This window comes from Leptolyngbya sp. CCNP1308 (assembly GCF_034932455.1).
In the GTDB taxonomy this organism is placed as follows: domain Bacteria; phylum Cyanobacteriota; class Cyanobacteriia; order Phormidesmidales; family Phormidesmidaceae; genus Nodosilinea.
This window is the reverse complement of record NZ_JAYGIH010000035.1, coordinates 164,060-176,351: the sequence shown is the minus strand read 5'-3', so window position 1 is coordinate 176,351 and position 12,292 is coordinate 164,060. Positions and strand designations below refer to the sequence as shown.

The window sequence follows — 12,292 nt, the reverse complement described above, 5'->3', positions numbered from 1 at the left end:
CCCATCCTTTGAACCATTCTAATTACTCTAACTTAGTTCAAATGAACTAGATTTTTTGTTAACTATTTATAGCAATAGGGGCACTGAGTTGGGTTCTGCGGGACAGCGCCAGTGGTGGGTCGCTAACAACGGTCATCAATTGTTAAGCTTTGCGTTGGCAAAGCCTCCCGGAATGGGAATCACGCCTTTTCCTGCCGCCCGTTGGCAGAAACGGCAGCGCCATATCAGTTAAAAAAGACCGTTCGCTAGCCATCCCATCGCCCGGCCTAACTTGCGCAGCGGCCATTGTCTGTCGTCGCACAGGATAGCGATCGCCCCAACGGACAGAAAGAGCTACCTCTAGAACCTAGGCCATGTCAACAGACAGGCCGTCAAAGACGCTGGTTAGCTGGGGTGTTACCCTCAAATATGGCCCATTAGCGCTCCAACGCTAGCATGCTCGACCTGTTGCTCATGGCCAGCTTAGGATTTTTAGGCAGTTTTGGCCATTGCCTCGGCATGTGCGGGCCAATTACGGTCGCCTTTTCGCTGTCGCAGTCTGCCGCTCAGCCTAGCCGCTGGCAGCAGGTGGGGTTTCACCTGCTGCTCAACCTGGGGCGGCTGGTCAGCTACGCCCTGGTGGGCCTGATGATTGGTGCGCTGGGGTCGGTGCTGGTGGCCAGCGGGCAAATGGCGGGCCTCGGCAGCCCGCTGCGGCGGGGGGTTGCCCTAGTCACCGGGCTGCTGCTGATCTGGTTTGGGCTGGCGCAGATTAGCCCCGCCCAGGTGCCCAAAGTCCCGTTTCTCAACCCCATGGCCCAGGCGAGCTGGCACGATCGCCTCAGTCGAGCCATGCAGGCCCTTTCTCTCAACCCCCAGCGGTGGACACCGCTGCTGCTGGGATTGGCCTGGGGGTTGATGCCCTGCGGCTTTTTGTATGCGGCGCAGCTCAAGGCCGCCGAGACCACCAATCTCTGGCGGGGCGGGGCCACCATGCTGGCCTTTGGCGTCGGCACGCTGCCAATGATGCTGGGGGTCGGGGTCTCTAGCGCCTGGGTCAGCGGCGATCGCCGGGGGCAGCTGTTTCGCCTCGGCGGCTGGATTACTCTGCTGATTGGTCTACTGACCCTGTTCCGGGGCAGCGACATGATCGACTTCACCGGCCACGGGGCGCTGGGGTGCCTGCTGCTGGCGATCGTCGCCCGCCCCCTCAGCCGCCTGTGGTCGCCATTGCTCGGCTACCGTCGCACCCTGGGGGTGGGGGCCTTTGTGCTCTCGGTCGCCCATGTTGCCCACATGGTGACGATGGGATGGAACCCCGCCGCCTTGCCCTTTCTTTTGCCGAGTCTGCAAGCGGGCGGTTGGGCGGGTATTGTCGCCTTTGGGCTGATGGTGCCCCTGGCCCTGACCAGTTTTAATCGGGCTCAAACCTGGCTGGGCCACCGCTGGCGACAGATCCATTTGCTCAGCATCCCCATTTTTGGGTTGACCGTAGCCCATGCGGTGCTCTTGGGTTCAAGCTATTTGGGCGGGTTTGAGCGCTCTATCCGCCACTGGCTCGGGGCCGTGGCCCTGGTGGGGCTGGCGCTGCTGGCCCTGCTGCTGCGCTGGCGAAAACTTTGGTCTCTGCTGTCTCTGGAGAAATACTATGCGCCCGCCAAACCCTAGCCTGATGACGGTCGGGCTACTGTTGAGCAGTCTGACGATGCTGCCTGCCCAGGCCCACAAAACTGAGGTGGCGGGCGATGTGGCGGGCACCTGGCACCTCGAACCCAACCACAGCCCCAAAGCCGGAGAGCCGGCGCGGGTCTGGGTGGCGCTCACCCAGCAGGGCGGCCAGGTGATTCCCCTAGAGCAGTGCGACTGCACCCTCGCCGTCTATGCCACCAACCAGGCGGGGGGCGAACCGATCGCACAGCCCCCCCTCCAAGCCATGTCTCCAGAACGGTTTCAGAATATTCCTGGGGCCGACATCACGTTTCCTGACCTGGGCGAATACCGAATTGTCCTCACCGGCAGCCCCAGGGCCGAAGCTACCTTTGCTCCCTTTGAATTGAGCTATACCACCGTTGTCGCTGCAGGCAGCCCTAGCCCAACCCCTACCCAGGCCGCTGCCCCAGAGGTTGTCCCCGAGGACGGCGCGGGAGGCCGTTATCCCTACTGGATTTTTATAGGGGGCAGTGGGGTGGCGGCGATCGCCGCCTTAGCCCTGGGCCTGAGCCGCAGCAAATCGCCCAATTGATGGGCGAGGTTAGCTCTGACTGACACCCTCAGCTACCTCACGCCAAGGGTGAGCCACCATCTACCACCACCACCGGCAGCAGGCTGGTCTCTAACACCGCCTGAGAAACCGACCCCACCAACACCTCCTCTGGGGGCCGGTGGCCACGCTTCCCCATCACCACTTCCGCCACCCCATACTCTTGGGCCACCCGCACAATCTCCTCAGGCACCGACCCCGAGGTGGTAATAAACCAGTGGCGAATGTCGGCCAATCGCTCCTTCGCCTGCTGACGCAGCGCCTCCACCGCAGCTGGATGCTCCATTCGAATCACGTGTAGCACCACAACTTCGGCATCGCTGCGGCGGGCGAGGTCAGCAGCTTTAGTAAGCACCCCTGCCGCCAGGGGCGAGGTGTCCACTGCCGCCAGCAAAACAATCTGGCGGGCAACGGCCACCTTGGTGGGGTCTACCTCGCCCCGCTCCAGCAGCTTGGGGGCAAACAACGGAATCGCCCAGGCCCCCAGGGGAGCCGTCACCAAAATCGAGAGGGCCGACAGCGCCAGAATAATTTCGCCCCCCTCAACCCCCTGAGCCAGCGGAATGGCCCCGATCGCCGCCTGTACCGTGGCTTTGGCCGAGTTGCCGGGCAGCAAAAACAGCCGCTCCTGCCAAGTCCAGTTGCTGCCCAGGGTAGACAAATACCAGCCCAGCGATCGCCCCACCAGCGTGCCAATCGCCAGCACCAGCAGGCCCAGACCCAGCATGTTACCCAGCACGCTGAGCTGAATGCTCGCCCCCAGCAGCACAAAGAGAACAATCTGAGCAACCGTCCACAGGCCGTCAAAGACGCCCCGCAGCCGCCGCGCCAGTGGGGCATCGAGCTCGATCAGAAAAAAACCAGTCACCATCACCGCCAAATAGCCCGAGAACACCGGCACATCTTCGGCTACTACAACCAGCAGCAGGGCAAAGCCCGCCGCCACCAGAGCATCCTGCACCGCATTCTGTGTCCAGTTTTGCCGGGCCAGCAGTGACACCAGCAGCTGCGCCGTTAGCCAGCCCAACAGCACCCCCAAGGTAATCTGAACCACAATTTGCAGGGGTAAGAGCTGTAGCGGGCTCAGAGTCAACCCACCGGGCAGGGTCACGCCCATGGGGGCACTCTGGGAAAGAAAGGCCAGCAGCAGGCTAAACACCAGCAGCAGCAGCACATCCGACAGGGCGCTGCCGGTCAAAATCGCGTCAGGAATACCCTTTTTAACGCCCCACCCCAGGCTTTTGAGCCGCAGCATGGCGGGCACAATCACCGCAGGCGATTCGGCCCCCAGCACGCAGCCCAGCAGCAGCCCGGTGGCAACATCGAACTGAAACAGCCAGATAGCGGCAAAAGCAACGGCGATCGCCTCACAGGTCGCCGGCAAAAACCCCAGCCGCAGCGCCACCGACCCCTGCTGAGCCAGCTTTTCTCGGTCGAGGCCCAGGCCCGCCTTCATCAAAATCACCATCACGGCAATGGTGCGCAGCCCATCGGCCGCCCCCAGCACCTCGGGGCTAATCACGTTGCCCACCTGAGGGCCAATCACAATACCCACCAGCACCATGCCGACCAGGGCCGGAGCCTTCAGTCGCCGGGCAATCTGCCCAACGAAAAAGCCCATCAGCAAAATCCAAAGAATGCTTTCTAACATATCGCCACGCTGAGGTTGAATCGGTTAACCCAGGTGGCTTAGGGTAGATATCGCGCAAAGACCATAAAGCCCCTACCCTTCCGCCCCAAGCCGGAATAGTAGGAGCCATCAGCCCTTACAGCATTAGTAACCTAGGGCGGTTTTGGCGAGCTCCATCGCCGTTTTTAACGTTATACCAGACTGGCAATGTAGCGAGACAAAGGATCCGTGACCAGAGCGTCGCTCACCCTAACCCCGTCTCTGTAAAACCCAGGGACTGCAAAAGCTGCTCTACCTTGGCGCGGTGGTTGACTTCCCAATCGGCCAGGGATTGGGCGGCATCTTGCTCGGTGCGCTGCTGGGCCGCCTGCCAAACCTCCTCTTGCTGGGCCGCTGGAATCACCGCGATCCCTTCCTCATCGGCCACCACCATGTCGCCAGGGTTGACCCGCACCCCGCCGCAGACGATCGGCTGGTTGAGCGTGCCTAGGGCTTTCTTCTGGCCCGGCACCGGCATCACCCCCCGCGCAAACACCGCAAACTGCGCCTCGCGCACTTCGGCCAGGTCGCGAATGACGCCATCGACCACAAAGCCCGCAATGCCTCGGCTTTGGGCGATCGCACAGACATTACCCCCCGCCATAGCGTACTCCGCATCCCCCGCCTGCACCACAATGACAGCGCCGGGGGCCGCCCGGTAAATAGCGGCATGCAGCATCAGATTGTCCCCCGGTGGGCAGCTCACGGTATAGGCCGGGCCAGCCAGGCGAGGCATGCCGGGCCACAGTGCTCGCAGGCCCATATCCATAAACTGCTCGCGCCCCAAGACATCGCCGTAGGCCGTGGGGGAAAAGGCCGCAAAGTTTAAACGTTCGTTCACTGTCGCTCGCCACCCTGGCCCAAAACATTGCCGAGAATATTGGCTTTGGCTTGCAGCATTTGCCGAGGCTGGAGCGATCGCAGCGGGTGAGCGGCTGGCTGGGGGCCATGCAGCTTCAGGGATTGGGCGATCGCTACCTCCACCAGCTCAGCGGCGGGCAGCAGCAGCGGGTGGCCCTGGCCCGCGCCTTGGCCCCCGAACCAGAGGTGGTGCTGCTGGATGAACCCATCTCGGCCCTAGATACCTACCTGCGCAGTCAGGTCGAGCAGCAGCTGATTGCCACCCTGGCAAGCTACAGAGGCGTGACGCTGCTTGTCACCCACAACCTGGAGGAGGTGTAAGGAAACTTGGCTGAGGCCGAGGCAGCAACCACTGCCCTGGTACGTTCAGTTAGCCCCAGAGCGGGTGCTGCTGTTGAGCGATCGCCCAGAGCCCGCCCCAGGCTGTAGCCAGTCTAGCTAAGATATTTCCCCTCTGACCGTTGGAACATTTAAACGTTTGAACGTTTTCTGAATGTCCTAATCTAGGTAACTATATTGATCCCACAGCTGGATTTAAGGGTGAGTCGAACGGGTTGACTTTGACAACCTTAATGTTGTTAAACTTGATGAGTATTTTTACTGTGTTTCCCCTGTTATGGCCCAGCAACCCCCCAGTACCAAGGGAATCACCCTTCACCAAATGGAGGTTTTTGAGGCGGTTGCACGCCACGGCAGCTACACGAAAGCGGCTGAAGAGCTGTTTTTGAGCCAGCCGACGGTGTCAATTCAGGTTAAGCAGTTGTCTAAAACCATTGGCCTGCCCCTGTTTGAGACGGTGGGCAGAAAGCTCTTTCTAACGCCCGCTGGCGATACCCTGCTGGCCACCTGTCGCAATGTCTTGGCCCAGCTCTCGACCCTGGATGACGCGCTGGTAGCGTTTCAAGGGCTCGATCGCGGCATGGTCAGGGTGGCCACGGTTGAAAGTGGCAAAACCGCCCTGGTACAGCATCTCAAGCCTTTTATGGACAGCTACCCAGGGCTGGAACTCTCTCTGCACATTGGCAATCATCAGGAGCTTTCGGCTCGGCTGCAAGACAACCAGGATGACCTCTACCTGTTTAACCAGCCTCCGGCACTGAATGGCGTTGCGGTCTTTCCCTGTATGGATGTGCCGCTGCACATTGTCACCCATCGGCAGCACCCGCTGGCTGGGCGATCGGTGGTGACGCCCCAGCAGCTGGCTCAGGAGTCGTGGATTTTGAGTGAGGCGGGGTCGGTCAGCCGTCAGCTGTTAGAAGAGTTCTTTAGGGCTCAGTCAATTACGGTGCGCTGCCGTCTAGAGTTGAGCAGCTATGAGGCGATTAAGGTCAGCATTCGGGCTGGGCTGGGGATTGCGGTGCTGCCTGCCCCAAGTTTGTCTGCGGCGGAGCTTGCAACTGATTTTGTGATCTTGCCTGTGGCCGAGTTTTCGCTGCGAAAGCAGTGGCATTTGGCTTACCCCAAGGGGAAGCATCTATCGCCGGGGGCGAAGGTGTTTTGCGACTATTTGCTGGAGCACCTGTGAGCAAGGCAATACGTCGCGCTCGAATCTACTCACCCTCTACCAGCGCCTGAAACCGCTCGTCGGTGCGAATGGGGTCGAAATCGGTGTCGGTTTTGGCCAGATCGCGCCACTTAGTGGCTAGGGCAATGGCAGTTTGCAGACATTGGATGGCGTTGTCGGCATCGCCATAAAGACTGTAGTAGAAGGCTTTGTTGTAGAGCGCGTCGTGATAGTCGGGTTTGATTTTTAAGGCTGCATCATAGCAGGCGATCGCGGCCTCGTAATGGCCTAAGTCACCCAGCGCCATCCCTTTATGGTTGAGCGCTTCGTGGTAGTCAAGCTTGATGGCTAAGGCGGCATCGTAGCAAGTAATCGCACCCACCTTATCCCCCAGCTCAAACAGCGCATTTCCTTTGGCGTAGAGCGTGTAATGATAATCGGGTTTGATGGCTAAGGCGGCATCGTAGCAAGTAATCGCCACCTCATGTTGCCCCAAGCGCCCCAACGCCATCCCTTTATTATTGAGTGCCTGGTAATAATTGGGCTTGATGGTGAGGGCTTGGTCATAAGCGGCGATCGCGGTCTTATAATCACCTAATTCAGATGCTAGATTAGCTTGCAAAAGCAGCGATGTAGCTTGTAAGTCCTGAAGTTGAAATTCTGGATCAGCCGAAGCTTTTTCTAATTGATATTGGATTTCAATTGGATCTAGGCCTAATGCTTGAGCAAAAGCTTGAATATGCTTTGTTTGTTGGGGTTTCGAAGAAGCTGAACGGAGCTGAGTTGACTGCTGTTGTATTTTGTTAATTAGCTCGGGCGATGAAATTACTTGTATGAAATTTGACAAGCTAACATAAGCAGCTTCTTTATTTTGGTTGCTTCGCAGCTCAGTAATGAAAGGCAGCGCTACAGTAATAGGATCGCAACTACCCATTTCAGCCGCACGATTAAAGTCGGCTTTCGCCTGTTCTTGGCAGCCGAGCATCAAATAGGCTTTTCCTCGACTGGTAAACACTTTATGTTTGTCGGGCTCGATGTCTAAGCTTGCATTGAAGCAAGCGATTGCAGCTTCATACTGGCCTAAGTCGCTCAATGCACTTCCTTTGTGATAAAGCGCTTCGTAAAAGTCAGGCTTAATGGCTAAAGCTGCGTTAAAACAGGTGAGTGCGGCTTCATACTGATCTGAATGAGCCAGGGCAACCCCTTTATTATTTAACGCTTCGTAGTCGTCAGGATTGAGAGATAATACATCATCGTAGCAGGCGATCGCAGCCTCATACTGGCCTAAATTACGCAGCGCTATTCCCTTATTTTTGAGTGCTTCATGAAGGCTAGGGTTGATGGCGATAGCAGCATCGAAACATGTAATCGCGTCTTCATACTGACCCAAGTTACGCAGCGCTATCCCTTTGTTGTAAAGCACTTCGTGTGAGTCAGGATTGATCGTGAGGGCTTTGTCATAAGCAGCGATCGCAGCCTCACTCTGCCCTAAGGCACTCAGTGCAATCCCTTTGTTGTTGAGCGGGTCAGGAAAGTCGGGTTTGAGGGTAAGGGCCTGGTCATAAGTGGTGATCGCGTCCTCATATTGCCCCAATCCAATCAGCGCAATCCCTTTGTTGTTGAGAGCTTCGTGATAGTCGGGTTTCAGTAGAAAAGCTTTACCAAAAGTGGTGGCGGCGGCAAAAAAGTCCTTAGCAAAAGCAAAAATTAGACCTTGCTCAAAACATAATTTTGCTTGAGTTTGTGGAGTAGTCTTAGCTTCATCAATAACAGCTTGAATCTCAAAAATTCTAGCATTTAGTTCATCATCAGACCAACTGCAATAGGCATTATAATCAGACTCTGCTAGGATCCGTTCAGACTCTTGTGCCAAAGTCTCTACATTAGAAGCGTAGTTCACCAGTCCCGATCGCCAGTCAAAAAAGTCGGGGGCGCGGTGAACGATGTAATTGATTGCATACTGAGGCAGCAAAAATACAAAGCAAGTGGCAAAGTTATCCCGAAATCGCTCTCTCTGCTGATTCAGGTTGATCAGCACTGGAGGCACCTCGCGCCAGGTATAGGCGTTGGCTTTTTCGGCACTCCAGCCCAGGCGTTTCTTAGTTTCTTCGGCGTCAAACAGCGAGTTTTCTAACCCCTGAATAAACAGCACATCCACCGGGGAATTACTCAAGAAATCGCTGACCCGCTTAAAAACGTTGCCATCAGCAATAGGGCGCTCAAACTTGAGTGCGCCGATTGTTTTCTCTTTTAGGTCAGCCTGCACCCGTTCGATGAGTTTGCCGCCGCTAAAGGGTGAGCACTGCACAAAGTACAAGCCAAACCCCTGGGATCGTCTGAGCCCATTTAGCAGTGCCTGATACTCTTCATCGGGGCTCGTTTGCAGGTCTTCATCCCAGTCAAGCAGGTTGGCAGTCATGTCTTTAGCTCCTCCTGGGCTGCTCTAAACTCAGGAATCGCTTTAATTAATGGATGTACATCGTACCAGCACTGCATAGCACCGTCATCGTCAAAAAAGCGGTACTCCATCACACAGCGGCGAAACAGCAGGTCGCGGTGGTCTTCATCGTTTTCGATGGCACGCTTTTGGGCGACTTTAGCCAAAATGGCCCATTGGTGTTCTTCTACTGTGCGGCGGTAGGTATCGCGGGTTTCAGAAATGGCCCGGCGCACCGCCCGCGTGGGGATAGGTAAGCTATCGGCGCGATTGAGGGCTTCTTTCATTAGCAGCAACAGCTCTCGTACATGGCCACCGCTGGCTAGGCACAGTTGTTCAACAACTTTTGCTTCTTCAAAAACGTCTTCGCCCAAACTCACCTCAGGCAAAAAGGGAATTATGCGCCGCCGCAAAATCTCCTTGAGCTTTTCAAAGCCCGGCTCGTGGAGATCACCATCGGGGGTCTGCACCATAATCATCGGTAGCAGATCGGGGTTGCCGTAGATCTCTTTCAAGTCATTGGCCCGGTTCGAATACACCATGGCAATGGGTACGGTGTAGATCAGGTGGCAGTCTAACCCCTTGAGCTGGTCGCTGCGGTCAAGAAAAATTTCGTCGTGGTTGCTGCGGCCATTGTCTTCATAGACGGGCACGATGCGGTCTAGGTTGTCAGCAATCACCACGAGCTGGGTTTTGCCCTCCGGAAGCTTGCGATTGCCATCGGCAATAAATTCGTTGAGCGCTTTGACCAAGGTAACGGTGTGGGGGTTCACCAAGTCGCGAATTTTTTTGCGCTCACTGGGTACTGCACGAATGTTGGCAGTCATAGAGGCAAACTGGCTGGCCAGTACGTTCACATTTACCGAATCCATTTGTACTTGGGTTTGCCCTAGGTCATAGAGCGCTTTGCCCCGATCTTTGAACCAGCTCACCAACGGAGCCGGGTCAGCGGTTGTGAGCGTTTCCAACAAGTGACGGGTGCAGGCCAGCAGAATGTCGGTGTACTGCACGTCTTGGGGGTCAATGTCGCCGTCTTCGCCCACGGCGGCAAAGTAGACGACGAAACAGCCTTTAGATCCCAGATCGGCCTTGAGGCGCAATAGCTCTGTTGATTTGCCAGCCCCCCGGTGCCCGGCGTAAAGCTGGCAGGTGTAACGCTCAGAGCGAATAATTTCTGGCCCCAGGTCGAGCAGCACATTGGCATCACCCCGCTCGGCTTCGCAATCGACATAGGCCGGGTCGCCCGGTTCTAAAGGCCGAAAAGGGTCTACCGCGTTATAGATGCCGGTGAGAATATCGGTCATGGACTAACCCGCTGGGATTAAGCTAATTTTAGCTACCAGTTCTGGGATTTCTTGCTTTCAAACGAGCATTTTGCCACCGATCCAGAGACCAAGTTTCTCTTGATAGGTGAGCGGTGGGTTACGGCGGGGCAGGGGTGGCAGAGTCTTGGGCCGCCTAACCCACCCTACGGATAATCAAAACACCCCTCACCCATCCACCCCCCACTCCCTTAACCAACTCTTACCGAATAAAACTTCACAGCCTTGCCAGAGTATTGAATGATGGAGGTAGTGGATTTTTGCTATCCAAACTTGAGCGGTGGACTTGCTCTATATGAAAAACCTCATCTTGCTCCACGCTTCCCTCTCACCAGCCTATAGGATGAAACACTATGACAAGCTTTCCCATTGACCTGGGCGCATACCAGCGAATTTCCCTCGATGCGTCTAACCCCACCCTCACCGACGAGCAGCGCAGCGCCCTCAAGGCCAACATTCAGCTGTGTCGGGATGCGATCGTGTTCTTTACTGCGACCGGCGCAGCGCGAGGCGTGGGCGGTCACACTGGCGGCCCCTACGACACCGTGCCCGAGGTGATGATTCTCGATGCCCTGTTTCGCGGCGCGGGCGACAAGTACGTGCCGATTTTCTTTGACGAAGCGGGCCACCGGGTGGCCACCCAGTATCTAATGTCGGTGCTCAACGGCGACATGCCCGCCGAGCAGCTGATGCAGTACCGTGCCGCCAACGAAAAGTTGCCCGGCCACCCCGAGCTGGGGCTGACCCCCGGCGTCAAGTTTAGCTCGGGTCGTCTAGGCCACATGTGGCCCTACGTCAACGGTGTGGCCCTGGCTAACCCCGGCAAAGTCGCCTTCTGCCTGGGGTCTGACGGTGCCCAGCAGGAGGGCGACGACGCTGAGGCGGCCCGCTTTGCGGTGGCAAACCACGTCAATGTCAAGATTTTGGTGGATGACAACGATGTGACGATCGCCGGTCACCCCTCCCAGTACATGGGCGGCTACAGCGTCAAGAAAACCCTGGAGGGCCACGGCCTCACGGTGCTCGAAGGCGACGGCGAAGACCTGGACGGCCTCTACGCTAACATCTGCAAGGCGATCAACACACCCGGTCCGGTAGCGGTGATCAACAAGCGGGCGATGGCGGTGGGCATTGAGGGCATTGAGGGCAGCACCCACGGCCACGATGTGATCTCGGTGAAAGCGGCGATCGCCTACCTCACCGCCAAGGGCCACACCGCAGCGGTCGAAATTCTCGAAGGCATCGAGACCCCCAAGAACACCTACGAGTTCATGGGCTCTAGCAAAAACGTAGGCGCGAACCGCAACGTGTTTGGCGACGCCATGGTCGAAGTGCTGGGCGAGATAGATGAAATGGCCCGCAAGGAAAGCGTGCTGGTGGTCGATAGCGATCTGGAAGGCTCCTGCGGCCTGGCCCAAATTCGCAAGGCCTACCCTGAGATCTTCATCAGCGGCGGCATTATGGAGCGGGGCAACCTGTCGGCAGCAGCGGGCTTTGGTATGGCCAAGGGCAAGCAGGGCGTGTTCGCCACCTTCGCCGCCTTTTTGGAGATGTGCATTTCTGAGATCACCATGGCGCGGTTGAACTACTCCAACCTGCTGTGCCACTTCTCCCACTCGGGCATTGACGACATGGCCGACAACACCTGCCATTTCGGCCTCAACAACTTCTTTGCCGACAACGGCTTGAATGACGGCTACGACACCAAGCTCTACTTCCCCGCCGACCCCAACCAGATGAAGGCCTGCGTCAAGAAGGTGTTCCACGACCCCGGTCTGCGCTTCATCTTCTCAACCCGCTCGAAGGTGCCGATGATTCTGGATGCTGACGGCAACGAGATGTTTGGCGGCGACTACACCTTTACCCCTGGCAAAGACGAGGTCATTCGGGAAGGCACGGCGGGCTATATCGTCACCTTTGGCGACTCAGTCTACCGCGCCCTCGACGCGGTCGAGCGACTGAAGCAGGAAGGCATTGACGTGGGCCTGATCAACAAGTCCACCCTGAACGTCATTGATGAAGAGACCATGGCCAAGGTAGGCAAGGCTCCCTTTGTGCTGGTGACCGAGGCCTTTAACCGCAAGACGGGCCTGGGCAGCCGGTTTGGCTCCTGGCTGCTGGAGCGGGGCTATACGCCCAAGTTTGCCTTCATCGGCACACACCACGAGGGCAGTGGTGGCCTGTGGGAGCAGTTCATTCACCAGGGCATTGACCCCGATGGCATCATGGCCAAGGTGAAGGAGCTGGTGGGTTAGATTCC

At 57.3% G+C, this 12,292-nt stretch carries 9 protein-coding genes and 1 riboswitch; of the genes, 5 read left to right on the top strand and 4 right to left on the bottom strand.

What is annotated here, in order from left to right:
- Positions 1–435 precede the first annotated feature (435 nt).
- The gene (locus VB780_RS09250; RefSeq protein WP_323350851.1) at positions 436–1,647 is read left to right on the top strand and encodes a sulfite exporter TauE/SafE family protein; all 1,212 of its coding nucleotides are present in this window, start codon (positions 436–438) and stop codon (positions 1,645–1,647) included.
- Positions 1,628–2,221 (top strand): hypothetical protein, encoded by a 594-nt coding sequence (locus VB780_RS09245; RefSeq protein ID WP_323350850.1) that lies wholly within the window; start codon positions 1,628–1,630, stop codon positions 2,219–2,221. Before VB780_RS09250 ends, VB780_RS09245 begins: the two co-directional genes overlap by 20 nt.
- Positions 2,222–2,258: 37 nt before the next feature.
- Here the strand turns inward: VB780_RS09245 and VB780_RS09240 are convergent, their stop codons facing one another.
- Positions 2,259–3,860 (bottom strand): cation:proton antiporter, encoded by a 1,602-nt coding sequence (locus VB780_RS09240; RefSeq protein ID WP_416349215.1) that lies wholly within the window; start codon positions 3,858–3,860, stop codon positions 2,259–2,261.
- Between the two features lie 122 nt (positions 3,861–3,982).
- A riboswitch (Fluoride riboswitch) is annotated at positions 3,983–4,059 on the bottom strand.
- Positions 4,060–4,113: 54 nt separating this feature from the next.
- Positions 4,114–4,749 (bottom strand): RraA family protein, encoded by a 636-nt coding sequence (locus tag VB780_RS09235; RefSeq protein ID WP_323350848.1) that lies wholly within the window; start codon positions 4,747–4,749, stop codon positions 4,114–4,116.
- On the opposite strand from VB780_RS09235, the gene VB780_RS09230 reads away from it, so the two are divergent.
- Both VB780_RS09230 and VB780_RS09225 read left to right on the top strand, forming a co-directional pair.
- On the top strand, positions 4,749–5,090 hold the full coding sequence (locus VB780_RS09230; RefSeq protein WP_323350972.1) for an ATP-binding cassette domain-containing protein: 342 nt from the start codon (positions 4,749–4,751) through the stop codon (positions 5,088–5,090). The genes VB780_RS09235 and VB780_RS09230 overlap by 1 nt on opposite strands.
- A 295-nt stretch (positions 5,091–5,385) precedes the next feature.
- On the top strand, positions 5,386–6,294 hold the full coding sequence (locus VB780_RS09225) for a LysR family transcriptional regulator (protein WP_323350847.1): 909 nt from the start codon (positions 5,386–5,388) through the stop codon (positions 6,292–6,294).
- 25 nt (positions 6,295–6,319) lie between these two features.
- On the opposite strand, the gene VB780_RS09220 is transcribed toward VB780_RS09225, so the two are convergent.
- Together VB780_RS09220 and VB780_RS09215 are read right to left on the bottom strand one after the other, a co-directional pair.
- Positions 6,320–8,692, bottom strand: coding sequence for a tetratricopeptide repeat protein (locus VB780_RS09220; RefSeq protein WP_323350846.1), 2,373 nt, complete (start codon positions 8,690–8,692; stop codon positions 6,320–6,322).
- Positions 8,689–10,014, bottom strand: a complete 1,326-nt coding sequence (locus VB780_RS09215) for an ATP-binding protein (protein WP_323350845.1) — start codon at positions 10,012–10,014, stop codon at positions 8,689–8,691. The genes VB780_RS09220 and VB780_RS09215 overlap by 4 nt, the downstream gene beginning before the upstream one ends.
- Before the next feature lie 371 nt (positions 10,015–10,385).
- On the opposite strand from VB780_RS09215, the gene VB780_RS09210 reads away from it, so the two are divergent.
- On the top strand, positions 10,386–12,287 hold the full coding sequence (locus tag VB780_RS09210; protein WP_323350844.1) for a transketolase C-terminal domain-containing protein: 1,902 nt from the start codon (positions 10,386–10,388) through the stop codon (positions 12,285–12,287).
- The last annotated feature ends 5 nt before the right edge of the window (positions 12,288–12,292 follow it).

Coding starts and splice junctions, on each gene's coding strand:
- VB780_RS09250 (WP_323350851.1), top strand. CDS start 436: ATGCTCGACCTGTTGCTCATGGCCAGCTTAGGATTTTTAGGCAGTTTT.
- VB780_RS09215 (WP_323350845.1), bottom strand. CDS start 10,014: ATGACCGATATTCTCACCGGCATCTATAACGCGGTAGACCCTTTTCGG.
- VB780_RS09240 (WP_416349215.1), bottom strand. CDS start 3,860: ATGGGCTTTTTCGTTGGGCAGATTGCCCGGCGACTGAAGGCTCCGGCC.
- VB780_RS09245 (WP_323350850.1), top strand. CDS start 1,628: ATGCGCCCGCCAAACCCTAGCCTGATGACGGTCGGGCTACTGTTGAGC.
- VB780_RS09225 (WP_323350847.1), top strand. CDS start 5,386: ATGGCCCAGCAACCCCCCAGTACCAAGGGAATCACCCTTCACCAAATG.
- VB780_RS09220 (WP_323350846.1), bottom strand. CDS start 8,692: ATGACTGCCAACCTGCTTGACTGGGATGAAGACCTGCAAACGAGCCCC.
- VB780_RS09210 (WP_323350844.1), top strand. CDS start 10,386: ATGACAAGCTTTCCCATTGACCTGGGCGCATACCAGCGAATTTCCCTC.